21 protein-coding genes are annotated in these 26,566 nt (G+C 37.7%); 12 read left to right on the forward strand and 9 right to left on the reverse strand.

Annotated elements, in window-relative coordinates:
• Positions 1–191: 191 nt before the first annotated feature.
• The gene (gene nhaA / locus L1275_RS06305) at positions 192–1,526 is read right to left on the reverse strand and encodes a Na+/H+ antiporter NhaA (RefSeq protein ID WP_253470953.1); all 1,335 of its coding nucleotides are present in this window, start codon (positions 1,524–1,526) and stop codon (positions 192–194) included.
• A 366-nt stretch (positions 1,527–1,892) separates the two neighbouring features.
• Between nhaA and L1275_RS06310 the strand changes: the two genes are divergently transcribed.
• From L1275_RS06310 to gap, 3 genes are all read left to right on the forward strand, one after another.
• Positions 1,893–2,258, forward strand: a complete 366-nt coding sequence (locus L1275_RS06310) for a four helix bundle protein (protein WP_253470955.1) — start codon at positions 1,893–1,895, stop codon at positions 2,256–2,258.
• Positions 2,259–2,453: 195 nt separating this feature from the next.
• Positions 2,454–3,326 (forward strand): lipoyl synthase, encoded by an 873-nt coding sequence (lipA, locus tag L1275_RS06315; protein ID WP_219294225.1) that lies wholly within the window; start codon positions 2,454–2,456, stop codon positions 3,324–3,326.
• A 46-nt stretch (positions 3,327–3,372) separates the two neighbouring features.
• Complete coding sequence (gap, locus tag L1275_RS06320; protein WP_253470957.1) at positions 3,373–4,368, forward strand: type I glyceraldehyde-3-phosphate dehydrogenase; 996 nt, start codon at positions 3,373–3,375, stop codon at positions 4,366–4,368.
• 75 nt (positions 4,369–4,443) lie between these two features.
• On the opposite strand, the gene L1275_RS06325 is transcribed toward gap, so the two are convergent.
• Positions 4,444–5,256: a purine-nucleoside phosphorylase gene (locus tag L1275_RS06325; protein WP_253470959.1), complete on the reverse strand. Its 813-nt coding sequence runs from the start codon at positions 5,254–5,256 to the stop codon at positions 4,444–4,446.
• Positions 5,213–6,253, reverse strand: coding sequence for a tetraacyldisaccharide 4'-kinase (gene lpxK / locus L1275_RS06330; protein WP_253470961.1), 1,041 nt, complete (start codon positions 6,251–6,253; stop codon positions 5,213–5,215). Before lpxK ends, L1275_RS06325 begins: the two co-directional genes overlap by 44 nt.
• Before the next feature lie 247 nt (positions 6,254–6,500).
• Between lpxK and L1275_RS06335 the strand changes: the two genes are divergently transcribed.
• The 7 genes from L1275_RS06335 (at position 6,501) to L1275_RS06365 (ending at position 17,303) form a co-directional block, all read left to right on the forward strand.
• A complete protein-coding gene (locus L1275_RS06335; RefSeq protein ID WP_253470963.1) occupies positions 6,501–7,595 on the forward strand; it encodes a Nif3-like dinuclear metal center hexameric protein in 1,095 nt (364 codons plus the stop codon).
• A gap of 2 nt (positions 7,596–7,597) precedes the next feature.
• Complete coding sequence (locus tag L1275_RS06340; protein ID WP_253470965.1) at positions 7,598–8,377, forward strand: zinc ribbon domain-containing protein; 780 nt, start codon at positions 7,598–7,600, stop codon at positions 8,375–8,377.
• 36 nt (positions 8,378–8,413) lie between these two features.
• On the forward strand, positions 8,414–9,268 hold the full coding sequence (locus tag L1275_RS06345) for an alpha/beta hydrolase (RefSeq protein WP_253470967.1): 855 nt from the start codon (positions 8,414–8,416) through the stop codon (positions 9,266–9,268).
• A gap of 74 nt (positions 9,269–9,342) precedes the next feature.
• Entirely contained in the window at positions 9,343–10,215 is an 873-nt protein-coding gene (rluF, locus tag L1275_RS06350) for a 23S rRNA pseudouridine(2604) synthase RluF (protein WP_253471311.1), read from the forward strand.
• Between the two features lie 344 nt (positions 10,216–10,559).
• Positions 10,560–12,584 carry a TonB-dependent receptor domain-containing protein gene (locus L1275_RS06355; protein ID WP_253470969.1) on the forward strand — a complete coding sequence of 675 codons (2,025 nt, stop codon included), beginning with the start codon at positions 10,560–10,562 and terminating at the stop codon, positions 12,582–12,584.
• 394 nt (positions 12,585–12,978) lie between these two features.
• The gene (locus L1275_RS06360; RefSeq protein WP_253470971.1) at positions 12,979–15,363 is read left to right on the forward strand and encodes a TonB-dependent receptor; all 2,385 of its coding nucleotides are present in this window, start codon (positions 12,979–12,981) and stop codon (positions 15,361–15,363) included.
• Between the two features lie 245 nt (positions 15,364–15,608).
• A complete protein-coding gene (locus L1275_RS06365; protein WP_371923449.1) occupies positions 15,609–17,303 on the forward strand; it encodes an APC family permease in 1,695 nt (564 codons plus the stop codon).
• A 98-nt stretch (positions 17,304–17,401) separates the two neighbouring features.
• Here L1275_RS06365 and L1275_RS06370 read toward each other — a convergent pair whose 3' ends face one another.
• From L1275_RS06370 to ffh, 6 genes are all read right to left on the reverse strand, one after another.
• A complete protein-coding gene (locus tag L1275_RS06370; protein ID WP_253470975.1) occupies positions 17,402–18,814 on the reverse strand; it encodes a DUF4173 domain-containing protein in 1,413 nt (470 codons plus the stop codon).
• Between the two features lie 72 nt (positions 18,815–18,886).
• Positions 18,887–19,177 (reverse strand): transcriptional regulator, encoded by a 291-nt coding sequence (locus L1275_RS06375; RefSeq protein ID WP_253470977.1) that lies wholly within the window; start codon positions 19,175–19,177, stop codon positions 18,887–18,889.
• Positions 19,178–19,179: 2 nt separating this feature from the next.
• A complete protein-coding gene (locus tag L1275_RS06380) occupies positions 19,180–19,794 on the reverse strand; it encodes a hypothetical protein (RefSeq protein ID WP_253470979.1) in 615 nt (204 codons plus the stop codon).
• A 118-nt stretch (positions 19,795–19,912) separates the two neighbouring features.
• Entirely contained in the window at positions 19,913–21,685 is a 1,773-nt protein-coding gene (locus L1275_RS06385; RefSeq protein WP_253470981.1) for a DNA mismatch repair protein MutS, read from the reverse strand.
• 97 nt (positions 21,686–21,782) lie between these two features.
• The gene (locus L1275_RS06390; RefSeq protein ID WP_253470983.1) at positions 21,783–22,670 is read right to left on the reverse strand and encodes a bifunctional 5,10-methylenetetrahydrofolate dehydrogenase/5,10-methenyltetrahydrofolate cyclohydrolase; all 888 of its coding nucleotides are present in this window, start codon (positions 22,668–22,670) and stop codon (positions 21,783–21,785) included.
• An 82-nt stretch (positions 22,671–22,752) separates the two neighbouring features.
• Entirely contained in the window at positions 22,753–24,090 is a 1,338-nt protein-coding gene (ffh, locus tag L1275_RS06395) for a signal recognition particle protein (RefSeq protein ID WP_253470985.1), read from the reverse strand.
• Between the two features lie 209 nt (positions 24,091–24,299).
• On the opposite strand from ffh, the gene L1275_RS06400 reads away from it, so the two are divergent.
• Positions 24,300–24,446: a hypothetical protein gene (locus tag L1275_RS06400; protein ID WP_253470987.1), complete on the forward strand. Its 147-nt coding sequence runs from the start codon at positions 24,300–24,302 to the stop codon at positions 24,444–24,446.
• Between the two features lie 309 nt (positions 24,447–24,755).
• Positions 24,756–26,447 (forward strand): RluA family pseudouridine synthase, encoded by a 1,692-nt coding sequence (locus L1275_RS06405; RefSeq protein WP_253470990.1) that lies wholly within the window; start codon positions 24,756–24,758, stop codon positions 26,445–26,447.
• Positions 26,448–26,566: the final 119 nt, after the last annotated feature.

Here is a 26,566-nt window from a genome sequence, read left to right on the forward strand (position 1 = left end):
TTTATCTATTTTGCAAATATAGCTTTTTGTATCTAGTATAAATGCGGTTGTTTTAGTTTTGATTTTAACCGTATTTCTCCCTACTCAATCCTTGCGTTAAGGACTGAAATGGCATCCTTTGACACAGCGGTAGCGAAGTCAAAGATAGAATGGAAGGCCTGACCCGAAGGGTAACGCCCAAAATCCAAAAATTATTTAGCTTTTCTATTTAACAGTAAGAAACCTATGAGTCCTCCCAATCCAGAAGCAATCAAGATTCCCAATTTAGCTTGACCAGGATATTCGGGATGTAATTGTGCATCAAAAGCCAACTCGGTTACAAACAACGACATCGTAAACCCAATAGCTGCCAAGAATCCCAATCCAAATAAATTGGTATAAGTCATGCCCTCCGGCATTTTCACCAGTTTGGTTTTAATCAATAAAGCCGTTAAGCCCGATACCCCTATTACCTTACCTAATAGCAGTCCTAAGGCTACACCCATAGTCACATAACTCAGTCCTCCTCCTTCACCCATTGAGATTGGAATAGCCGCATTGGCCAAAGCAAAAACCGGCATAACTACAAAACTTACAAATCCATGCATACCGTGCTCCAAACGATACGATAAAGGAATCACATCTGTACATAAGGTATCCATTTCTTCGACGATATATACCTGTTCCGTGGTTAAATTTGATATTTTTTCTTTAGGATCCAATCCTCTAAAACGGTCTCGCAAAAGATTCATTTTTTGAACGAAATAACTTTCACCAACTCGTGCAGTTGATGGTATAGCAAAAGCAACCAATACCGCAGCTATGGTTGCGTGAACACCCGAAAGCAAAAAAGCCAACCAAACACCTACTATACCTATTATCGCATAGTACAATACATTTTTAATTCCAATAATATTGCTGATTACCAAAACCAAGAAGAATCCCAGTCCAATACCCAAATGCATCATCGATAACTCAGAAGTATAAAAAATTGCAATAACCAATACCGCACCCAAATCATCTGCAATGGCTAAAGCAGTTAAAAACACCTTTAGCGATACAGGAACACGATCGCCTAAGAGATGTAAAACCCCCAATGCAAACGCAATATCCGTCGCCATCGGAATTCCCCAACCGTGTGCTGCATCAGTTCCAAAAGCAAAAAAAGTATAAATCAATGCCGGAACAACCATTCCTCCAATTGCTGCAATAATAGGCAACATCGCTTTCTTCGGCGAAGAGAGTTCTCCCGAAGTTAATTCGCGCTTTAATTCCAATCCAACAACAAAAAAGAAAACAGCCATCAAACCATCATTAACCCAATGATGAAGGCTTAAATTCAAAAACAATTCATTGTCAAAGCCAAATCCTATTTTATGTTCCCATAAATGGTGATACCACTCTGCCCAAGGCGAATTGGCCATAAAAATAGCGATCAATGCCGCAAGAAATAAAACGATACCACCTGAAGTAGATTTACTGGCCCATCGATTTAAAGGATTGGTAATCCATCTTTCTATAGGGGTACTCTTAATTTGCTGCTCCATGATTTTTATTTTATTATTTGCAACGAAGATACTTTTTTTAAGTTTTTTAGACAAATGTATTCTTGGATTTGCTGATACGTCTATACGCGGATACGCGGATAGGCTGATGGGCGTATAGACATATGAGCGTATAGACATATGAGCGTATAGACATATGAGCGTATAGACACATGGGCATATGGGCGTATAAACATATAGGCGCATAAGCATTTATAAAAAAAAACCTACTTTTAGAATTAAATATCAAAAAAACCTTTCGAAATCGGCTACGCTAATCAGTAAGAATTCCGTGAAATTGTTTTTACCAGTATAACAGTCGTTTCGAACAAGTAATCGATGGACATTAACCTATAAAAACAATAAAAAATGAGAGAATTTTATTTTGAAAAATTAAGGGTTTGGCAAAACGCCAAGGAGTATACGAAAGACATCTATATCCTAACCTCCCAATTTCCTGAATACGAAAAATTTGGTCTTACCTCACAAATCAGAAGGGCTACCGTGAGCATTTCAGCAAACATTGCAGAGGGAACAGCTAGAAATACACCTAAGGACAAAGCTAAATTCATCAATCAAAGTTTTAGTTCAGCTATAGAAGTATTAAACTTTTTGATTTTATCATACGACCTAGAACTCATCAGTAAAGATCAATACATCCATTTAAGGGAAAAACTTGAAATCATAACCAATCAATTAAATGCTTTGTCCAACAGAATAAAGGAGGATATTTGATTTAGAGCGGATACGCTCATACGCTCATACGCTCATACGCAGATACGCAGATACGCGGATAGGCTGATAGGCATATGGGCGTATGGACACATGGGCGTATAGACATATAGGCGTATAAAAGAATAAACGAAAGGAAGAATAGACGTATAGAAGAATAAAATTAATTATCTTTGCCTAAGAAAGAACTTCTTTATTATGGAAACTGTTTTAGAATCAAATATACTCCCACAAGGGAAACCAAAGTGGCTTCGAGTAAAATTGCCTACTGGTCAAAAATACACGGAACTTAGAGGTTTGGTTGACAAATATAAATTAAATACGATTTGTACATCTGGTAGTTGTCCTAATATGGGAGAATGCTGGGGAGAAGGTACTGCTACGTTTATGATACTCGGAAATGTATGCACGAGATCATGTGGTTTTTGCGGTGTTAAAACCGGTCGCCCGGAAACGGTGGATTGGGATGAGCCGGAGAAAGTAGCGCGTTCGATCAAATTGATGAACATCAAACACGCGGTATTAACCAGTGTTGATCGCGATGATTTAAAAGACGGAGGATCTATTATTTGGGCAGAAACGGTTCAGGCGGTACGCCGAATGAATTTGGAGACAACTATGGAAACCTTGATACCCGACTTTCAAGGGATCGAAAGAAATATTGACCGCATTATCGAGGTACACCCGGAAGTGGTTTCTCACAATATGGAAACCGTGCGTCGATTGACTCGTGAAGTGCGTATCCAAGCCAAATACGATCGTAGTTTAGAAGTATTGCGATATTTAAAAGCCAGCGGTATCAATAGAACCAAATCGGGAATCATGTTGGGATTGGGCGAAACTGAAGCTGAAGTCATTCAAACAATGAACGATTTGAGAAGTGTTAATTTAGATGTATTAACCATCGGACAGTATTTACAACCGAGTAAAAAACACCTACCGGTAAAACAATTTATCACACCCGACCAATTCAAAAAATACGAAGAAATCGGTTTGGACTTAGGCTTTAGACATGTGGAAAGCGGTGCTTTGGTACGCTCCTCTTATAAAGCTCAAAAACACCTTTTATAATCTCATGGGTCGCTTGTAAAAGCGACCTTGCTTTTTTAGTTTTTTTATGCAAAAAATACATATAGCAATCAACGGTTTTGGACGTATCGGTCGAACACTCTTTAGACTATTGCGCCAACATCCTTCCATTGAAGTTGTAGCAGTTAATGATTTAGCTGACATACACACTATGGCTCACTTATTAAAATACGACAGCATACACGGCATACTTCCGGAGAAAGTCGGTCACGACGACGACCACCTTTTAGTCGGTAGCGATAGCATACGTTATTTGCAGCAGGCAGAAATAGAAAATATTGATTGGAAATCTCTAAATATTGATTTTGTCATTGAAGCCACCGGTAAACGCAAAACCTACGCTTCACTAGAACCACATTTAAAGCAGGGTGCTAAACGCGTCATACTTTCTGTTCCCCCAGATGACAACAGTATCAAAACCGTAGTATTGGGGGTTAATGAAAATATCCTCCAAGGTGATGAGCTGATCATCTCCAATGCGAGTTGCACCACCAACAATGCTGCTCCAATGATTAAAGTACTCCAAGAACTCTGCGGTATCGAACAAGCGTATATCACAACGATACATTCCTATACTACCGATCAAAGTTTACACGATCAGCCTCACAAAGACCTCAGACGTGCTAGAGGCGCAGCCCAATCTATAGTTCCAACTACTACTGGTGCAGCCAAAGCGCTAACGAAAATATTCCCGGAATACGATGGTAAAATCGGCGGTGGAGGTATCCGCGTTCCCGTGCCTGATGGGTCGCTAACCGACATCACCTGTTATGTACAAAGAGAAGTCAGTATAGACGAAATTAATGCGGCGTTTAAAAAAGCATCAGAGACCACCCTAAAAGGTATTCTAGACTATACCGAAGATCCTATCGTATCGGTAGACATTATCGGAAACCCACATTCTTGTTTATTTGATGCGCAATTGACTTCTGCCTTAGGCAAAATGGTTAAGGTCGTAGGATGGTACGATAATGAAGTCGGATATTCCTCACGCATTATTGATTTAATCAAAAAACTATCATAAGATCTGTCTATTGATACAACAACTCAACTAACGTCTTGATAAGCTTATTCGCACATTCACAAAGCTGCGAATAAGCTACATACTCAAAATCAATTCCCTAATTAATTTGCGCGCATGAGGTTCGGCACCTTGGACTGCTTTTAAAACTTCTTGATGACTTAGTTGTGTTATTCCCGTTTCATCACCCATATCGGAGATAATCGAAATACCAAAACATTCCATATCCAAATGTCGCGCTACGATAATTTCAGAAACCGTTGACATACCCACACAATCTCCGCCAAGAATACGGACCATTTTATATTCTGCCAAGGTTTCAAAAGTAGGCCCTTGCAATCCAAAATAAACACCTTCTTTTAAGTCAATTTGATATTCTTTAGCTATTTCTCGAGCATTAGCAATTAAATTCGGACTATAAGCGTGATGCATATTTAAAAAACGAGGTCCCATGCGTTCATCATTCTTTCCCCTCAAAGGATGCTCCGGCATAAAATTGATGTGATCCAATATCATCATGACATCACCAACCTTAAAATTTGGGTTGACTCCTCCAGAAGCATTGGAAACGATCAACTTATCCGCTCCCATATATTTCATCACACGAATGGGAAAAGTCACTTGTTGTAAGTCATAACCTTCATAATAATGAAAACGCCCCTGCATCGCCATGACTCTTTTATCACCTATAGTACCCAAAATTAATTTCCCCTGATGTCCCTCCACCGTTGATGTTGGGAAATTTGGAATATCGGCATAAGAAATGCTGTGCTCTATCTGTATTTCTTTGGTAAAATTTCCTAAGCCCGACCCCAATACAATACCTATTTCGGGTTGAAAACCGGTTTTATCCTTGAGGTATTGAACGGTTTCTTGAATCTTGTTCCACATAATTTAAAAGAATTTGATCAAACCGATCTGCATTGGCAAGGAAAGCGGTTTGAATCGGTAAATAATATAGTTGCTCATCGGGTAAAAGCCCTTGCAATCGCATATAGTCTTTTTCAGTCGTAACGATCTTTTTACCAGCTGCATTTTTTAAGATCAATTGTAAATCGCGATCGTTGAAAGCATGATGATCCGGAAAACTCATACAAACGGTATCTTCGGTTTTTAATTGTTCGAAGAAAGTTTTGGGTTTGGCTATACCCGCAACCAAAACTAACTGAGACCTATCTATTAAAGATACCGAAATTTTTTCTTTTTGCGAAAAAACTTCCGCAGCAAATTCAATATAGGTGAAAAATATTTTTTGATCACCTGTGAGTTTTAGTCGTTGTTCAATGCGTTTTTGTTCTAAAACACTTAGATTCTTAGGGCATTTGGTCACCACAACAATTTGCGCACGTTGTGCGCCTTTTCGACTTTCTCGCAAATTACCCGTCGGCAAAAGCCAATCATCACAATACAATTCCGAATAGGTAGTCAGCAGTATATTCATAGCTGCCTTAACCGGTAGATGCTGAAAGGCATCGTCTAAGACAATCAATTCCAAATCGGGCTTAAGAAGTTGTAACTGCTCAATACCGTTGACGCGATTGGCATCAACAGCCACGGATATACCGCTAAATTTTTGATGATATTGAAAGGGTTCATCCCCAATATCCGTCATTTTAGTGTGTTGATCCGCTAAGATAAAACCTTGACTAGTTCTTTTATATCCCCTACTTAATGTAGCCAATCGAACCTTGTCCGACAATAATCGAATCAGATATTCCACCATAGGCGTTTTTCCGGTTCCACCAACACTAAGGTTGCCTACAACAATCAACGGTATCGAAAAAGTATGCCTTTTTAAAATATTGTAGTGGTATAAAACATTTCTGACTTCAGTAATCCATCCGTAAAGAACAGCAAAGGGAAATAATATTTTTCGAATTAAATTCATTTATAGATAGTAGTGTTTTTTAAGATCGGAAACAGACTGATTCCCCATAGCAAGGCAAGAATACATGAGTCAGAATAATTTAACTTAAATATTCTTATTTACAAGAGCAACACAGTGTCACTTTTACCTGGAGCATGATCCTTGCGATGAACGCGTTCTTATTCGCGATTTGGTAACACGAAAGTAGCATTTTTTTTTATCTTTGAGAAATATCTCATTAGAGAAGACAACGTTTTACCTTACAGTTATGAAAATCAAGCAAATTATCGACATACTCGAAGAAATGGCTCCTTTATCTTATGCCGAAGACTTTGATAATGTTGGTTTATTAGTCGGAAATCCGCAGCAAGACATCAACGGAATTTTAGTTTGCCATGACGCACTAGACACGGTAATTGAAGAAGCTATAGAGAAGGATTGCAATATGGTGGTTTGTTTTCACCCGATTCTCTTTACTGGTTTAAAGAAAATAACCGGGAAAAATTATGTAGAAAGAGCGGTGATCAAAGCGATTCGTCACGATATCGCTATTTATGCCGTGCATACTGCCTTAGACAACCACAAAGAAGGGGTTAATAAAATTTTCTGCGAAGCTCTGGGCTTGACACAGACCAAAATTCTATTACCGAAAAGCAGTTATATTAAAAAATTGGTTACCTATGCCCCTATCGAAGAAACCGCAACTATTAAGCAAGCCCTTTTTGATGCTGGAGCGGGTCAGATCGGCAATTATCAGGATTGCAGTTTTGTGTCGACAGGTACGGGTAGCTTTAGAGGTAATGAGGATAGCTCTCCCACAATCGGTACCAAACGAGAATTACAAACTGTTACGGAATCCAAAATTGAAGTGACTTTTGAAAAACACTTAGAGACCAAAATCCTCAAAACTCTTTTTGACCAGCATTCTTATGAAGAAGTGGCTTATGAGATTTATACTTTAGAAAATGCTTACCAGCATATAGGTATGGGTATGATCGGAGAATTGGACATAGCGATGAGCGAAACCGAATTTTTAGAACACGTTAAAATTCGCACACAAACCGGAGGAATCCGCCATAGTCCATTTCTAAATAGGCCTATTAAACGCGTTGCAGTGCTCGGAGGATCGGGAAGTTTTGCCATTAAAGCAGCAATTCAGCAAGGGGCAGATGCATTTATTACGGCAGATTTAAAATATCATCAATTTTACGAGGCTGAAAATCAAATACTTTTAGCGGATATCGGTCATTTTGAGAGTGAACGATATACAAAAAACTATATAGTTGATTATCTTACAAAAAAAATGCCTAATTTTGCAATTATTTTATCGAGTATAAATACAAATCCAGTTAACTACTTATAGATATGACAAAGAAAAAAGAATTAACCGTTGAGGAGAAATTAAGAGCGCTATTCGATTTGCAATTAATTGACTCTAGAATTGACGAAATCAAAAATATGAGAGGGGAATTGCCTCTAGAAGTAGAAGATTTAAAAGATGAAGTTGCTGGATTAAGCAAACGCTCAGAAAAACTACAATCTGATTTAAGCAACATTGAAACTGGAATCAAAGAAAAGAAAACTGCGATTGACAATTTCAAAGATTCTATAAAGAGATATACCGAACAACAAACGGATGTTCGTAACAATAGAGAATTCAATTCTTTGACTAAAGAAATTGAGTTTCAAAATCTAGAGATTGAGCTTGCTGAAAAGCACATCAAAGAGATGAAAGCCAGTATCGAATTCAAAAAAACAAACATTACAGAGACTTTGGAGCGTTTAGGAGCGAAACAAACGCATTTAGAGCACAAAGAATCGGAGTTAAACAGCATTATGGCTGAAACAGAACGCGAAGAGAAATTGCTTTTGGAGAAATCAATTGAATTTCAAGAAAACATCGAAGAGCGTTTGTTGATGGCTTATACTAGAATCCGTAATGGAGTTAGAAATGGTTTAGCAGTAGTATCTATAGAAAGAGGTGCTTCTGGGGGATCATATTTCACAATTCCTCCACAGATCCAAATGGAAATAGCTGGACGTAAAAAAATCATTACTGATGAGCATAGTGGACGTATTTTAGTTGACAGCGCTCTTGCAGAAGAAGAAAGAGAAAAAATCGAAGCGTTAATCGCAAAAATATAATTAAATTGAGCCTCTACTAACCTAGAGGCTTTTTTTATGACAACATTTTTTAGGAGAACCGCAGATTTAGTCGTTTCAAAAACCCTTGGTTTTTTTCTAAATCTCTTGTATTTTATTAACGCTCAAAAAAGCACTTCACTGGCCTACGCCCTATTTTCCACGCCTCAAAGTGGAAAATTGACTGCTGATACCCTACCTAAATTCTTACAACTAGCCCAATTTAAAAGACTTCGATTTAAAGAACATCAAATTCAAACCTATCGCTGGTCGGGATCCGGATCTACTATATTATTGGTACATGGATGGCAGAGCAATTCCAGTCGGTGGCAACAACTTATCGAGTATTTACAAACTTTCAACTACAACATCATCACTTTAGACGCACCAGGTCAGGGCTTGAGTAATGGCAAGGAATTTAGTCCGCCGATCTACAGCGCTTTTATAGATACAGCACTGAAAGAATTCCGCCCAAAAATATTGATCTCCCATTCGTTGGGTTCTTTTTCAACACTGTATCAACTGGCGAACAGCACTTATCCAGAACTGGAAAAAAACATTATTTTAGGCTGCCCAAACACTTTTAAAAACATCGTAAACAACTTCCAAAATCTCCTTTCCTTTTCCGACAGGAACTATCAAGCCCTGGTTAAGCTTATGGAACAAATGATCAATATGCCCTTAGAGGACTACAACAGCGATCGTTTTATACAAAAAATAAGTTTACCAACCTTAATTATACACGATAGACATGACGAAACCATACCTTTTTCCGAAGCGATATCCATTTTAAATGCTTCCGAAAAAACCACGATAATCGCTACGGACAATCTCGGTCATAGCCTTCAAAATGACAAAGTCTATCAGAGTATTGCACATTTTATAACCCCCTGAGCAAGCTATGGTGTTAACGAGTGTAAAACTTTGCTTATAATCCAGTTTAAAATAGTTATTTTTGCAGTATGGAAATGGAAAACAAATTCACTAGGCTCAATAAATATCTGTCAGAAGTAGGATATTGCTCTCGCAGAGAGGCCGATCGATTAATCGAACAGGGAAAAATCACTGTTAATGGCATCTTGCCAGAAATGGGGATGAAGGTTTGTGCTGACGATGAAATTATCGTCGATGGTAAACGCATACAGGAATCTAACGATAAGCCAATTTATTTGGCATTTAACAAACCCGTGGGTATTGAATGTACGACCAATCAAACCGTTAGGCACAATATAGTCGATTACATCAATTACCCAAAGCGAATATTTCCGGTTGGTCGCTTAGACAAAGCCAGTGAGGGTTTGATTTTCATGACCAATGACGGCGATATTGTAAACAAGATTTTACGCCAAAAAAACAATCACGAAAAAGAATATATAGTAACGGTTGATCAACCGATTACCGATGACTTTATCAAACGCATGTCTGGCGGTATTCCAATTCTAGATACCATTACCAAACCGTGTAAAGTAGAGCGCGTCAGTAAGTTTGTCTTTAGAATGTTTTTAACCCAAGGTTTAAACCGACAAATTCGTCGTATGTGTGACTATTTAGATTATGAAGTAGTCGCCCTTAAAAGGGTTCGTATCATCAACATCTCTTTAGATGTGCCTGTTGGTCAATATCGCGACATTACAGCCGAGGAATTGGCTGAACTGAACCGATTGGTAGAACCGTCATTAAAAACCGAAGAAGCGAGTTTAGATGTCACAGCAACTGCTGCAACGGACAACGATTCCACAACAACAAGACCTCGCAAAAAATTTGATCGCGAAAAAACCACGTTTAGAGATCGGGATCGCGCTCCAAAAAACGAAAGAAGATCTTCGAGACGAGGCAACTAAGCCCCTACTCCATCTATATCATAAACCCCGATAAAACCATCGTTTTGTCGGGGTGTTTTTTTTTACATAGCACCCGTAAATCTCTACTAATCTACTCATCTAAGAATTATTTATAAAGAAAAAATAAAATAAATTTTTAACAAAATTAAAACACCTTTTTCCTATAGCTCCCCAATAAAAACCCATTATTCTATCAATCTTTTTAAAAATTTAAGAACAGCTTTAAACAATTGATTACCCAACAATTAACGGTTAAACCAATCCTGTAACCACAAATTTTTTTTCTGAACAAAATTATAATATTTTTACTTTGTTTTAATTAAGTCTAAATAAAATTAAATAAGATGAAGCACTTTTATTATTGTTGTATACTGGTTATAACTCATACGAGTATACAGGCGCAAAACCAATCACAGGATACGATACACCATTCAAAGGATCACAGTATCCTAAACGAAATCACCATCACTGGAGCCGGATACGAGCAAAAAATCAAGAATACTCCAGCCACCATTTCGGTGCTTACACAAAAGGAAATACAAAAGAAAGCCTATCGCGATATCACTGATGCGCTTCGAGATGTTCCAGGCGTTATGATAACAGGCGGTGGCAGTACTTCCGATATTTCGATTCGTGGCGCCAATCCGAGTTATACTTTGATCCTGATCGACGGTAAGCGTGTCAATTCGCGAGAGACTCGGCCCAATTCTGATAATTCGGGTATAGAACAAGGTTGGATGCCTCCTATCTCAAGTATCAAAAGAATTGAGGTCATTAAAGGCCCGATGTCCTCGTTATACGGATCTGATGCTATGGGCGGGGTTATTAACATCATCACGCATAAACCGTCAACTAGAGGTTGGTATGGAACAATAGCTTCTGACATTACCGTGCAAGAAAACAGCGACTCGGGTAATTTATATCAAGCTAATGCCAATATCTCCGGCCCTATTATCCCCGGTAAACTCGGTATAAAGGCAAGCGGATTGTATTCCGAAAGAGAAGAGGACAAAATTCTTGGAGGTTACAATGAACAAAAAATGAAAAGCGGTAATTTGGAATTTAATGGTCAACTGACCGACAAAGACAACCTTAATTTGGGATACAATTACAGTCGACAAGACCGTATAAGCACACCGGGATTATCCGCTTCTGAAAAAAGCAAACCCAGCATCAGCAACTATGAACGCGACAGTTGGGCTTTGACACATGAAGGAGATTACAGTAAAACCAAAACCTTAAATTACATACAATTAGATCAATCGAAAAATCCGGGTCGCGATATGAAATACAAGAGTCTGATCATAAATTCCAACACCAACTTTAGCCTATATACCCATCGCATTACCGTTGGTGGGGAATTTAGACAGGAAAAACTTGAGGATCTAGGAAATTTATTCACGAGCCCTACCGGCACCCTTAGTGAATTGGATCGTTGGAATTTGTCGCTTTTCCTCGAGGGCAACTGGAATTTGCTCCCGCGTTTTAACGGCGTAACGGCGGGACGTTTTGAAAAAGATGAAAACTATGGTACACGAATAACGCCTAGAGGATATTTGATCTGGAATATCAACGAGCAATTTACTTTAAAGGGAGGAGTCGCTTCGGGTTATAAAGCTCCTGGATTGCGTCAAAGCAGCGAAGCTTGGGGTCAGATTACCGGTGGTGGTGGTCAAACGACACCTGCCGTAATTATCGGTAACTCCGATCTAAAACCCGAAACATCTTTTAACCAAGAAATAACCGCTATGTGGGAAAACGGCAAGGGAATATCAACAAGTGTCACCTTTTACCACACGCGTTTTAGCGATAAACTATCGACCTTTAGAATCGATTCAAAAAACGTAGCTGAACACGGCAACAAATACCCCGTTTTGCCCGATGGAAATTTAGAATTTCAAGGAAATCCCTATCGATTTATTGAGGAGCGTATCAATTTGGATGGAGCCAAAATGCTCGGTATGGAATTAACCCTCAATTGGAATTTCACTACAAACTTCAGAATTAAAAATTCTTATACTTTTACACAAAGCGAAATCACTTCCGGACCGGGAAAAGGATATGCGGTAACCAATATTCCCAAGCACATAATCATATCGACCTTAGAATGGGATCCTACAAAAGTTGTGCAATTGTGGACGAGAATGAACTTTCAAGATAAAACCGCAGTTTCCTGGGGTAGATCCAGCACAAATAGTATTATTCCGAGTTATATATTACTGGATTTAGGCAGTGTCTGGAAAATAAACAACCAATTATCGATTACAGCTGGGGCCTATAACCTGCTCAATAAAGAGGTGACCCAGGAGGAATATACATTTCGATTGGACGGAAGAAGATACCAATTAGGTGCTCTATTTAACTTTTAACAGTGTTATTATAAACTTGACCTCATACCAAACGAACTTTTGACATGAGGTTTTTTCTATCTAAAAACACCTAGCAAGCCAAAGGTATTCGTACGACCTTTTTCATCATAAATAACACTAAGGCCGAATCAGTCTAAATAAAGACAAAAATGCTTAAATTATGAAGTCGCACTAGTCCAAAACGCTTCAAACACCACTTAAAAGCTACTTCGATTTTAACAAAAAAATAATTATTCATCAATTTTAAATTATCAAATAAACAAAAACATCAGTTTTATCATAAAGAACAAGAAACAATTACATTTTTTTAGTTAGAGCTTATAGAGTTGATTATTTATAATATTTTTTAGCTACTTTTGCAGTAGTTTAAATTAAGTCTAAATAAATAATTGCTATGAAAGCTGTATTAACTTTTTTAATGTTGTTTTCTTTAAGTTTTGGATATGCCCAAAATTCGAAGTTAAAAGGTCGTGTTAATGACGAAAATAATAAACCCGTAGCCTATGCCACGGTTTTTATAGAAGCTACCAAACAATCTACTCAAACCAATGAGCGCGGCGAGTATACTTTGAGAAATCTTAAACCTGGAATGCAAATTATCAAGGTTCAGTTGATAGGTTATGTGATCAACTCACAAAATATTTCTATTACCAAAGAAGATCAGACTATAAACTTTTCGTTAAAAACTTCTGACAATGAATTAGGAACAATTGAACTTTATACGAACGACAATAAAAATCAAAGAAAAGTACAAAACCTAACCCGTTTGCCGTTAAAGATAAAAGACCAAGTACAATCAATAAGTGTTGTATCTGATGCTATTATCAAGGAACAAGGAGCCTTAACAATTACAGATGCAGCGAGAAACGTAGCTGGGGTAACCTTGTTTAACACTTACGGTGGTGTAAAAGAAAGTATGAGTATTCGTGGATTTAGAGGAACGCCAGTTTTGAGAAACGGTGTGATGATGGATTCTGATTTTAGAACAGCCGCTGCTGTTTCGGATATGCAAGGAGTTGAAAGTGTACAGGTCATCAAAGGATCTGCAGCAGTTACACAAGGTTTTGGAGATGGTTTAGGTAGTGCAGGTGGTGTGATCAACGTGGTAACTAAAACCCCAAACTTCCGTAACCAAACCGAAGTTGGATTTAGAGCTGGAAGCTGGAATCAAATTCGTCCAACGGTTGATTTCGAACAAATATTAGACAAAAAAGAGACCGTTTCACTACGTGTAAACGCGGCTTATGAAAAAGCCGACGGTTTTAGAGTAAATACGGAAAGAGAAAGAATCTATTTCAATCCAGCCTTGGAATGGAAAGTAGATAGTAAAAGTACTTTAAACGTAGAAATGGATTATTTGGGCGCTTCAGTGACACCAGATAAAGGAACGGTTAACTTAGGCGATATCAATGAGAACAAATTGTATGATATGCCTCATAACAAGTTTTTAGGTTTTAAAAGCGATCAAAACAATTTAGACGCCTTCAATTATTCGGCTCGTTTTCAAAGAGAATTGACCGATAATTTAAGTATTCGTATTGCTGCAATCAACTCGATAAGCAAAACTGATAATATTGGTTCTTCTGTTGCTGGTTACAACAGTCTAAACGCGTTATTACCAGTAAATGAAAGAGAAAGAACGCTTTCTAAATCATATACCAACGATAAAAACTCCGTTGTACAAATCGATTTAGTTGGAAAAGAAATCCAAACTGGGGTTTTAAAACACACTTTTCAAATCGGATTTGATTATAGACAAAATTCAGTAATTAGTAGGAATTACAATTCATTTGTAGTAGATACTATCAATGTAGTTGGTCCTATTTCTAATGTACTACCCGCTGACAAAACAGATAAATTTGTAAGAAAGGGTGAAACTAAAGTAACTACGCCAACGATTGGTTTTATGGCACAAGATTTCATTGAAATCAATCCATATATCAAAGCGGTACTGGGACTTAGATACAGTCGTTTAAACGGAAATACTACTAAAGACAGAACTATCGATGCTTGGGATCCTTTATACGGATTAATCTTATCTCCTACCAAAAACATCAATGTATTTGGATCATATACCACTACCAGTAGTAATCGTAGTTCTAATAACGAATTATATGAAGGCGGTACAGTTGGAACTTCAAGAACAAAGCAGATTGAATTCGGATTTAAATCGGATTGGTTAAACGAACGTTTAAACTTTAATTTCACGTATTTTATCTTAAACAACGAAAACTTAGCTGCACCTTATTACGATGAAAACTTTAATGAAGTAAAAGGAAAGTATATTCTAGCGGGAGACTTAAAGAGAACGGGGTTTGAAGTAGATATTACCGGTAAAATCACCAACGACTTACAAGTGATTTTGGGCTATGCTTATTTGGATGCTCAATACAAAAATAGTCCAAGTTATGTAGACGGTTCTGCACCGATGAATGCGCCAAACCATACGGTAAATGCTTGGGCAAATTACCAAGTTTCAGAAGGAGCTCTTAAAGGCTTATCAGTAGGTTTTGGAGCCTATTACGTAGGTGAAAGACCGGTAAACGAATATTCAATGGTAAGAGATGGACACAATACTAAACCGGGTGTAAAACCTTTTGATATGCCTTCTTACTTAACGTTAAACGCTCAAGTTAGTTATACATACAAAAATGCTACTTTACGCGTATTTGGTAACAACCTAGCAGATAGATTGGGTTATACCTCTTATTTTAGAGGTGGTAACATCAACGAAATTGATCCTAGAAACTTTGCTGCACAGTTGACTTATAAATTCTAATTTATATCAATAAGCGAGCGGTTTATTATAACGGTTCTTTTTTAAAAAAACTTTATTTCATAAAACCTCCCCAAATGGGGAGGTTTTTTTTGTACTTATTTTTTTTATCCAAATGTTTTGGACTTCGCGTCTTTATAAAATTAAAAATAGTTTTATATCTTTCATTGCATGACTATATTTGCAACTTGCTTATCCATTTTTTCACTACAACAATTTACTTACACTAAAATAAACTCATGAGTCTAATTAGAAATTTACTAACAAGAAAAGATTATAATGCCGCAGCCGCACCTAGTGAATTAAAGAAAGTGTTGGGTTTGGGTGATATTGTTTTTCTCGGAATTGCTTCGATCATTGGTGCTGGAAGTTTTAGCAGTTTGGGCGAAGCCATCTTTGCCGGTGGACCTGGAGTTATATTTCTTTACATCATTTGTGGGTTTGCCTGTTGTTTTACCGCTATGTGTTATGCCGAATTTGCCAGTAGAATTCCTACCGCTGGTAGTGCCTATACCTATGCTTACGCTTCCTTTGGAGAGATAGTTGCTTGGATAATCGGTTGGACACTGATCATGGAATACAGTTTTGGAAATGTTTTTGTTTCCTTCTCTTGGTCCAATTATTTTACGTCATTGATGAAGAACCTCGGTATCCATATACCCGAATTTTTGTCAACGAGTTACTTTGAAGCTAAAAAAGGTATTTTAAGTGGCACCTTAAACGAGCGATTGATCAATGCATGGGAACACGCACCCATGTTGGGAGATCTCAAAATAATCGTCGATGTTCCCGCCCTTTGCATCAATTTGTTTATCACCTATGTTTGTTATATCGGTATCAAGGAAAGTAGAAATCTAAACAATGTTTTTGTACTGATCAAACTAATCGCTATCGTATTGATTATCATCGTCGGTTCTTTTTATATCGACTTTTCCAATTGGACGCCACTCAATGCCGAAACCAATGTGCGTTCGATGATGCCTAATGGATTTTCCGGTGTGATGGCAGCCGTAAGTGGTGTTTTCTTTGCCTATGTGGGCTTTGATGCACTTAGCGTGCTCTCCGAAGAATGTAAAGACCCCAAACGAGATCTACCGCGAGCCATGATGATTACCTTGGTGGTTTGTACCACGGTATATGTGCTTTTGGTATTGGTATTAACCGGTATGGTAGACTACCGCGCTTTTGACGGAATTGGCGATCCCCTTTCTTTTATTTTTAATAGCAGCAACGCCAATTTAATCTGGATGGAATTCATCATTTCCATCGTTGGTGTCATTGCGATAACCACGGTTTTACTCGTTTATCAAATGGGTCAGCCACGTATTTGGTATGTGATGAGTAAAGACGGTTTGTTGCCTAAAAAATTTCAAACCATACATCCCAAATACAAAACGCCATCGTTTGCGACAATAGTAACCGGTATTATCGTAGCCATCCCCATTTTTTTTACGGAGAAATCGTTTATTCTCGACTTTACCAGTATAGGAACCATCTTTGCCTTTTGTATTGTTTGCGGTGGGATTTTATTTTATCCACAACCCAAAAAGGAAAAAGGACAATTTAAAATTCCATTTGTCAATGCCAAATACGTATTTCCGTGGTTGTGTATAGTCGCTGTGGGATCTTTTTACTATTTATATCCAGAATTTTTTAAGACCATTACCCAATGGGGAGATCCAAAAGAGGGCGAATTCCGACTCTCGATGAGTATCTATTTGGTGTTATTATTTGGATTAGCTATACTAACTTTCTATAAAAAACTATCGCTTATTCCCCTTTTAGGATTGGCTTCTTGTATGTATCTACTGACGGGAATGACACACAACAACTGGTTTTGGTTTTTGGTATGGTTTGCCATTGGTATGGTCGTTTATATCTTTTATGGTTATAAACACAGCGGATTGCGTAAATCTCAAACAATAACTTCAGAAAAATCATAACCAACATCAACTAAGCCCCCTGAAATAGGGGGCTATTTATTTATAAACTATTTTTACTGAGCCATAGTACTTTTGCAATCTAGATAAAGCGTACGAGTCTATTCCTCAACAAGTTTAGGCAATTTAATGACTTGATAATACAAACCCATCGATCTCACATCTTTTCGCTGTTCCCGACTGATACGATAGTTTAAATTCCTGATATCCTGATCAAACGCGCCAGCTTCGTCATTTTGTTTTTCTGCATATTTCAACAATAATAATTCATTGCCCGAATCAATTCCTTTTAAATAATTCCAATCAATTTTATCGGTCATCAAATTGTAACGCGTAATAAGTGCACTCCAATTGAATACTCCGCAAACTAGTAAGCAAGCGTAAAATACGACACACATCCGATCCACTAAATAAAAATTAGTCTTCTTATCTTTTATTTTCCGATAAGTAAAAAGGAGGCCTATCACACACAGTACTAAAAACACAAAAACGCCTAATCGTTTATACGTCAACCCCCAAGCTACAACGTACTCTAAATTTTTAATGCACGTGCTCACTACCATGATGGTGTTCAATATAATCCAAGTAAAGGCAAGCCTTCTCAACCGTTTTGCTTTTACATCAAAATTAAAACCACCCTTAAAATACAACAACAACAAACCTATCGCCATAACAATTGACAAAATAAGCGAATTGACACGTTGATGTGTCTGAGCACTTAAATTACCCTCAACAAGTGGATCAAAAAATTGTTCGTAATTATAAAACACTAAGAAAACTGCAAGAAAAACGTTTAGCAATAACAAGGTTATTTCGCCACTCCTACGCTGTAAATCCAAATCAACTGACGAGAACATATTTTGAAATTCACTTTTACTTTCCCTATCAAATGTTGGCTGCCACTTGGAGTTATTGTACTGAATCGTCTCTAAAATCCAACAGTCCCAATACACAAATGAAATGCAAATTCCCAATACTACATAAACCAACAAAGACCAAATATCAAATTCCCAGTGAATCGACGAAACTATATGAGATAAATAATCGCTATTACTCGTATAAATAACCACAAAACCACTTATGAAAATTAACGGAATTACCACATACATCAACAACTTCAAAGCATATTGATTTTTGAGTTTAAAATCTCCCTCTATCCAGCGGTTTCGCAGAAAAACCCTATATACAACCGAAAAACTATTGACCATAAAAACAGCAGGTGCAAACATCCAATTTAACCGAGCGTCCACTGCATACATACGCAATAGAATCAACGACACCATCAATGCGAAAAAGCTACTGAAATCAGGTAACCAGGCAAAAGACAATGATGTCAATACTACAGCACTTATTAAAAATTTTCCCTTAGAGGATTGATAAATTGCAGGGAACTTATTTACTGTAAACCCCAACAGGGCGATAGCAAATACCGCAACATTAATTCCCAAACCCTGTTTGTAGAACAAAAAGATAAACAACAATACAGACAATCCGATCAAAATTTGTTTTTTCATTTCTTAAAATTTTAAATAATTACTTTAAAAGTACTTTGTACTACAAAGCGAATAGGTAAAAAAATAAGCCTATTAAGGTCTCATTAATTTTTCCAAAGCCTCTAAATGCTTTTTAAATACTTGCTTTCCCAGTGCAGTTGCTTTGTAAGAAGTTCTCGGTTTTTTTCCAATAAACTCTTTTTTAACTTCCAGATACTCCTTTTTCTCTAGGGCACTGGAATGGCTAGCCAAATTACCGTCAGTTACTTTTAAGAGTTGTTTCATTTCGTTAAAATCCACCCAGTCGTTGACCATCAAAATAGATAGCATACCGAGTCGAACCCTGCTCTCAAAATCTTTATTTAAACCGTCGATAATTCCCATGACTAATTGTACTTTTTATAGAGAATAATACCGTATAATACGTGTAAAACTCCAAAACCTATAGCCCAAAAGAGTAAACCTAACCCCAGATTAAACAGGGCAATTAAACCCAAACTCAATTCTAGAATACCCAACAATCGTACATCCGCATAAGTATACTTTTCTACGTTAATCAAAGCAAGTCCATAGAAAATCAACAAAGAAGGTGCGATTAGATCAAAATGATTCTGAAAGAGCATGGCTCCACAAAAAACAGCACCTGCTACCAAGGGAACTCCCAAACTAAAGATCATTTTCTTGGTGGTAGCAGTCCAAATGGGTAAATCCAAACGCCGACTTTTTTTCACGGTGAAATAAATCCCAAATAAAACGGCAAGCAACAATACTGAAATCGCTAAAATCAACAATTCTACTGTCAAACTACTGCTATATGTTTGTCCGACTTTTTCAAAATAGTCCAATCCCGACCGTTGCATTAAGAGATAAGCCCCGAATGCACCTATTAAACCTAAACAACCCGCAACAATTCCAGACAAACCACTGAGCGAGATAAATCGAGAGGAGCGTTCCATCATCTCGCGGATGTGCGCCAAATCATCCATAGTGTTGTTTTTCATATTAAATAGCAATTAAGGTTAAAAACTGTGATAGCTGTACTTTGTACGGCAAAGTTATTTGAAAATTTTAAATACACAACTATTTAGATAATAATTTAAGGACAAAAAAAAATGGGAATTAAATAATTCCCATTTTTTTCATGATAAAGGTTGCATTTTTATTTTTGCATATACCGTCGTAAATCTTATAATCGAAAAACAATTCGTCGTCGTGCATTTCGACTTCAAAACATTTGTTGGTCAAAATCGTCGGATGATCTTTAGTAATTTCACAGACTTCGAGATCGTGAGTCGCGATCATACCAAAGGTTTGATCTTGGATCAATTTTAGGATCACCCCTATAGTACCCGATTGTTTGTCATCAGAATTGGTACCGCGTAAGATTTCGTCCAAAAGCACAAAACAAGGCTCTTCTTTGACCGATTCCACGATCAATTTCAATCTTTTAACCTCTGCATAGAAATACGATTCACTATCGCTGAGAGAATCTTCTAAGCGCATGGAAACAAACAACGGCATCGGAAAAAAACTGGCTTTTGAACTACAGATCGGCGCACCGATTCCAGCTAAAATCAGATTGACCCCTACCGTTCTTAAAAAAGTACTTTTACCCGACATATTTGATCCCGTTAGTATCACAAAACGCTGATTCGTAAAATCAATATCGTTTGAAACTCGCTTAGAAGCATCAATCAACGGATGCCCCAGATCTTTAAAATTCATTTTACCTTCCGTATTCAATACTGGAAAACAATATCCTCTATTGTTGTACGAATAATTGGCTAAAGCATTTAAAGCTTCCAGTTCTCCTATAGCATCGAGCCACTTGGGAACAGCAGGGGCATGTTGTTTTTTCCATTTCAGCAATCCGTTTAAGACGTGAATATGATATTGAAAAAATCCGTTAAACACAACCATCACAAAAACATTAGCAATGGTATTGATTTTTTCAAAGTAAGCCGAAAGTTCTTTTAATTCTTGACTAACACTGCGTTCACCTTCCGTAAAAAGAGCCACAAACCGCTGCAACTTAGCACCCTTAAATTCACTTTTTTCAATTTTACGAATGATCAAACTGTAGTTTTGAATTGTTTCATGTATTTTATCGGCTCCAACTATTTCTTTCTGAATATCTCGCGTTTTAGAAGTCGCTAAAATCAGATTGGCTGTAAACAACAGCGAAACCAAATATCCCCAAAATGTATGTTCGAGTAACCAAGTGCCAAGTATAGCAATAAGCAATAAGGCAGGCACAGCAAATGATGCGATAAGACGAACAGTTGATAGCGTTTCGGCACTATTACTTGCCCAATGCTTAATTTTCTCGTATTCATTAGCATGAATAGGTGCCATTTTAGATAGTGCACTGATATTTTGACGCCATTCAATTTGTGTCGAAAGTTCTTTAACCGCTTCCTGATTTTCAAGTATCTCTTTAGGTGTTAATACCTGATTTAGCAAGCCTGCCAACTGAAATTTCCCAACATAAGATGCCGTTCTATTTAAAAACTGAAATAGCGATTGCGCTCCAAAAATATCCAGATCATAGGCATAGGGATGTTGTTGTTGTAAAAACTCCTTGCCGTCGTCAAATGGTTTCTTTTTATCTCTTAAAAAGCCGATTTCCTCTTCATTGAGTTCCATCAAAGCTTGATGATACCTCATCTTCCACGACATACTCATGTGTATGCGCATCAGTATAATAAAAAACACGACCAAACCTAACACCACCCATAGATAACTTGATTGTTCTGTGCTTAGAAATTTATAAAACAAATAGATTATCGCGAGTACCACGACGAGTCTAACAGTACCAACAATACGATACTTTTTTCTTAAAAGGTGAAATTGAGCAGCAAACTGATCGAAAAATTTTTGATATAAATCCATGGATATACTCTTGGTTAACAACTACAAATTACATCTAAAAAAAACCATCCTCAAAGAATTAAGGATGGTTTTTCATATATTGGATTTGATTTTGTGTTTATTGTTTCATCAACGCACGTCTTTCTCTGGCCAAAAGCGTATTTTTCAACAGCATTGAGATGGTCATCGGTCCTACTCCACCGGGAACTGGTGTAATAAACGACGCTTTTTTACTGACGTTCTCAAAGTCGACATCACCCGTGATTCTGTATCCACGTGGAGCAGTTTCATCGGGAACACGAGTAATACCCACATCAATAATGACAACATCGTCTTTTACCATTTCGGCTTTTAAGAAATTAGGTACTCCCAATGCTGAAATAATAATATCTGCTTGTGAGGTTATCTGAGTGATGTTTTTAGTATGACTATGCGTTAAGGTCACTGTCGAGTTTCCAGGAAAACCTTTTCTTCCCATTAAGATACTCATCGGACGACCCACTATATGAGATCTACCGATAACTACCGTATGTTTACCTTGGGTATCTACATTATATCGTTCTAATAGTTCCAAAATTCCAAATGGAGTAGCGGGAATAAAAGTCGTCATATCCAAAGCCATTTTTCCGAAATTTTCTGGATGAAAACCATCGACGTCTTTACTTGGATCGACTGCCATCAAAACTTTTTGGGTATCGATTTGTGGTGGCAAAGGCAATTGAATAATAAAACCGTCTATATCGTCGTTTTCATTTAATTCTTGAATTTTCGCCAACAGTTCTACCTCAGAAGTAGTTCCCGACATACGAACCATAGTCGATTCAAAACCGACCCGTTCACACGCCTTAACTTTACTTCCTACATAAGTTAAACTAGCTCCATCGTTTCCTACGATTACTGCGGCTAAATGAGGCACTTTCTCCCCTTTTTCGACCATCTTAGAAACTTCGGCTGCAATTTCATCTTTGATATCGTTAGATACCTTATTACCGTCTAGTAGTTGCATTGATATAAAATGTTATGTGTTGTTGTCTAAAATAAATAAGGTTTAAACTTCGTGTTGAACCTTAAACCTTATTTAGTATATATTATTGCATTCCTTTTAAATTCCCCATCATTCTCATCAGATTTTTGCCTTTTGCCCCTTGCATCATCTTCATCATTTTACTCATTTGGTCGAATTGTTTTAACAATTGATTGACTTGTTGAATATCTGTTCCTGATCCTTTGGCAATACGCGCTTTTCTCTTAGCGTCTAATAAAACGGGTTTAGTACGTTCTTCTGGAGTCATCGAGTGGATAATCGCCTCGATATGTTTAAAAGCATCGTCTTCGATGTCTACATCTTTTAATGCTTTTCCCACACCGGGAATCATTCCAACCAAGTCCTTCATATTACCCATCTTTTTGACTTGCTGGATTTGAGAAAGGAAATCGTCAAAACCGAATTCGTTTTTAGCGATTTTCTTTTGGATTTTTCTTGCTTCTTCCTCGTCATATTGTGCTTGTGCACGTTCTACCAAGGAAATAACGTCTCCCATTCCCAAAATACGATCAGCCATACGATCTGGATAGAATACATCAATAGCATCCATCTTCTCGCCTGTACCGATAAATTTAATCGGTTTGTTGACCACCGACTTAATTGATATTGCAGCACCACCACGGGTATCTCCATCTAATTTCGTTAGGATAACCCCATCAAAATTCAAACGATCGTTAAATGCTTTTGCCGTATTTACAGCATCTTGACCTGTCATAGCATCTACTACAAACAAGGTTTCTTGCGGTTGAATGGCCTTGTGTACATTGGCAATCTCGGTCATCATTTGCTCATCAACAGCCAAACGTCCTGCCGTATCGACAATAACAACATTAAAACCATTTGATTTCGCGTATTTGATAGCGTTTTGAGCAATCTCAACCGGATTCATATTTCCCTCTTCGGTATATACTTCTACACCGATTTGTTCTCCTACAACCTGCAACTGATTAATCGCCGCTGGTCGGTAGATATCACAAGCCACCAATAAAGGTTTTTTATTCTTCTTAGTTTTTAAGAAATTGGCTAATTTTCCAGAGAAAGTAGTCTTTCCTGAACCTTGTAAACCCGACATTAAAATAATAGAAGGAGTAGCCGACAGGTTGATTCCCGCAACATCACCACCCATCAATTCAATTAACTCGTCCTTTACGATTTTAATCATTAACTGCCCCGGTTGTAGGGTCGTTAATACATCTTGTCCTAAGGCTTTGTCCTTAACTCTACTGGTAAAATCCTTGGCAATTTTAAAATTGACATCGGCATCCAATAATGCTCTACGCACTTCTTTTAAGGTATCGGCAACGTTTACTTCTGTAATCTTTCCGTGCCCTTTAAGTATATGAAAGGCTTTATCTAATTTATCGCTTAAATTGTCAAACATGAGTGTATCGTTTAATACTGAATCGACAAAGATAATATAAACTACTAAAGGCGCAAACGGCTCTATCATTAAAGTTTAGACTAAAATCACTTTATTTTTTAATTTCACTTGAATTTCAGTAAACAGTAACCAGTAATCGGTAATCAGTTTCGGGATTCGGGATTCGGAATTAGGGAGTTTCGATAAAATTATCCGTTTTGTATCAAATTATGGCTAATTCAACTATTTACTTTAAAGCATATATGCATCAAAAAGCCTATATGCCCATTCGCACATACGCGTATTCGCCCTTACACGTATCTTCTAAACCCATGCACCTATCAGCCCATGCGCCCATGCGCGTATCTGCACATTAGCACCAAAAAGCATATATGCCCATTCGCACATACGCGTATTCGCTTTATCACGTAAAAACGGATCAACCTTTCAACTTATCTGCTTCTAAAGCCTATATGCCTATTCGCACATACGCGTATTCGCCTTTACTCGTATAAAAGGATCAGTACCTACTTTTAAGCCTATTCGCCCTTGCACGTATCTTCTAAGCCCATGCGCCTATCAGCCTATCAGCGTATAGACGTATAGACGTATCTGCGTATAGACGTATCTGCATATAGACGTATTCACATATTTCGTCGTATTTTTGTCTTTTCAAAAACTTTATTATGAATGTGACTTCACTTGATCCATCCGCTATATGGCATGACTTTCACACAGACCTCACTAGTTATGATCTACCGAGCCAATTTACTTTTCCGTTTTATTACGAACCCCATCCTATAGCAAAATTGGCAGCATCCGAATTGCAGCGGTTTTTGATGGCGGAATGGAATCAGGGAACAGTCAGTGATTCATCTGCTAACGAAATATCCACGGGCAAAATGTTTGGAGTATTAGTCGTTCGAAATCGCGACAATAAATTGGGGTATCTTACCGCCTATTCCGGCAAATTGCCGAAGGGGAAAAACCAGCTGCAATTCGTTCCCCCCATTTTTGATTTATTTGCGCCCGACAGCTTCTTTTTAAATGGAGAGCGAGAGCTCAATCAAATCAATAAAGACATAGAAAATTTACAACAAAACGCAGATTTTCTATTTTTAAAGAAAGATTACGCCTTCGAACAACAAAAGGCGACTAAAATCATAGAGGCTAAAAAAGCACAATTGCGCGATTTAAAAGCCAAACGGAAGTTACAACGTTTGGAACAAGAGGTATTGCTTTCTGCGGAGGAATACTTGATCTACAATGATGACTTGATCAAGCAAAGTTTGCGAGACAAGCACGATTTGAATGTCTTAAATGCTGATTTAGCTTTACAATTATCTGTTCTTTCAGATCAAATTGTAGAATTGGAATACCCGATCAATCAATTAAAGGAGCTTCGAAAACACCGGTCTAATGCTTTACAACAGCGTCTATTTGATCAATACAACTTTTTAAATGCGCGCGGAGAATTAAAAAATGTGGTAGATGTTTTTAAAGAAACCGCTTTACTTCAGCCTCCCGCAGCTGCTGGTGATTGTGCAGCACCGAGATTGTTGCAATATGCTTATCAAAACGATTTACAACCCATTGCCTTAGCGGAATTTTGGTGGGGAACTGCTCCGAAATCTGAAATTCGTAAACACGGTTACTTCTACCCGGCTTGTCGTGGAAAATGTGAACCGATATTATCGCACATGCTTCAGGGATTAGATGTTGAAGACAATCCGTTGTTGGTTAACCCAGCACTAGGCGTGTCTTTGGACATCATTTACGAAGATGACGTCATGGTGGTTGTAAACAAGCCCGCAGAATTCTTATCGGTTCCCGGTATTTACATTCAAGACTCGGTTTATCAACGCATGAGAGCGCGATATCCCAAAGCGACCGGTCCACTTATCGTTCATCGATTAGACATGTCTACTTCCGGCTTGTTAGTCCTAGCCAAAAATAAAGAAGCTCACCAACATTTACAGTGCCAATTTATCAAACGAACGGTAAAAAAACGCTATGCGGCATTATTAAACGGCTCCATATCCAATGAAGAAGGACTGATTGATTTACCGTTGCGTGTAGATCTCGATGATCGGCCGCGGCAATTGGTCTGTTATGATTATGGAAAACCTGCCCTGACCAAATATCAGATTATCGAAAGCAGGGCGACACACACGCTTATTCACTTTTGGCCCATTACAGGCAGAACGCATCAATTACGGGTGCATGCCGCTCATTCTTTAGGACTGAATTGTGCGATTTTAGGCGATGACCTTTATGGACAAAAATCTGATCGCCTTTATTTGCATGCTGAATCTCTAGAACTCATACATCCCGTAACAGGTGAAAAACTGCACTTTGAAATAGCATCCAATTTTTAAAAAAGCCCTATTTCATCCTATTATGCTGTTTATATACATTTTTTTTTAATATTTTAAGAGCACTTAATATATTTTTGCATTAATTTTATAATTAAATTTTATTCAATAATTTAAATTCA

Origin of the sequence: Flavobacterium sp. HSC-61S13, from assembly GCF_024171535.1 — a bacterium.
GTDB lineage: Bacteria > Bacteroidota > Bacteroidia > Flavobacteriales > Flavobacteriaceae > Flavobacterium.

Excerpts from the sequence above, each read along its gene's own strand:
- nhaA (WP_253470953.1), bottom strand. The coding sequence starts at position 1,526 with ATGGAGCAGCAAATTAAGAGTACCCCTATAGAAAGATGGATTACCAAT.
- L1275_RS06310 (WP_253470955.1), top strand. The coding sequence starts at position 1,893 with ATGAGAGAATTTTATTTTGAAAAATTAAGGGTTTGGCAAAACGCCAAG.
- lipA (WP_219294225.1), top strand. The coding sequence starts at position 2,454 with ATGGAAACTGTTTTAGAATCAAATATACTCCCACAAGGGAAACCAAAG.
- gap (WP_253470957.1), top strand. The coding sequence starts at position 3,373 with ATGCAAAAAATACATATAGCAATCAACGGTTTTGGACGTATCGGTCGA.
- L1275_RS06325 (WP_253470959.1), bottom strand. The coding sequence starts at position 5,256 with ATGTGGAACAAGATTCAAGAAACCGTTCAATACCTCAAGGATAAAACC.
- lpxK (WP_253470961.1), bottom strand. The coding sequence starts at position 6,253 with ATGAATTTAATTCGAAAAATATTATTTCCCTTTGCTGTTCTTTACGGA.
- L1275_RS06335 (WP_253470963.1), top strand. The coding sequence starts at position 6,501 with ATGAAAATCAAGCAAATTATCGACATACTCGAAGAAATGGCTCCTTTA.
- L1275_RS06340 (WP_253470965.1), top strand. The coding sequence starts at position 7,598 with ATGACAAAGAAAAAAGAATTAACCGTTGAGGAGAAATTAAGAGCGCTA.
- L1275_RS06345 (WP_253470967.1), top strand. The coding sequence starts at position 8,414 with ATGACAACATTTTTTAGGAGAACCGCAGATTTAGTCGTTTCAAAAACC.
- rluF (WP_253471311.1), top strand. The coding sequence starts at position 9,343 with ATGGAAAACAAATTCACTAGGCTCAATAAATATCTGTCAGAAGTAGGA.
- L1275_RS06355 (WP_253470969.1), top strand. The coding sequence starts at position 10,560 with ATGAAGCACTTTTATTATTGTTGTATACTGGTTATAACTCATACGAGT.
- L1275_RS06360 (WP_253470971.1), top strand. The coding sequence starts at position 12,979 with ATGAAAGCTGTATTAACTTTTTTAATGTTGTTTTCTTTAAGTTTTGGA.
- L1275_RS06370 (WP_253470975.1), bottom strand. The coding sequence starts at position 18,814 with ATGAAAAAACAAATTTTGATCGGATTGTCTGTATTGTTGTTTATCTTT.
- L1275_RS06375 (WP_253470977.1), bottom strand. The coding sequence starts at position 19,177 with ATGGGAATTATCGACGGTTTAAATAAAGATTTTGAGAGCAGGGTTCGA.
- L1275_RS06380 (WP_253470979.1), bottom strand. The coding sequence starts at position 19,794 with ATGAAAAACAACACTATGGATGATTTGGCGCACATCCGCGAGATGATG.
- L1275_RS06385 (WP_253470981.1), bottom strand. The coding sequence starts at position 21,685 with ATGGATTTATATCAAAAATTTTTCGATCAGTTTGCTGCTCAATTTCAC.
- L1275_RS06390 (WP_253470983.1), bottom strand. The coding sequence starts at position 22,670 with ATGCAACTACTAGACGGTAATAAGGTATCTAACGATATCAAAGATGAA.
- ffh (WP_253470985.1), bottom strand. The coding sequence starts at position 24,090 with ATGTTTGACAATTTAAGCGATAAATTAGATAAAGCCTTTCATATACTT.
- L1275_RS06400 (WP_253470987.1), top strand. The coding sequence starts at position 24,300 with ATGGCTAATTCAACTATTTACTTTAAAGCATATATGCATCAAAAAGCC.
- L1275_RS06405 (WP_253470990.1), top strand. The coding sequence starts at position 24,756 with ATGAATGTGACTTCACTTGATCCATCCGCTATATGGCATGACTTTCAC.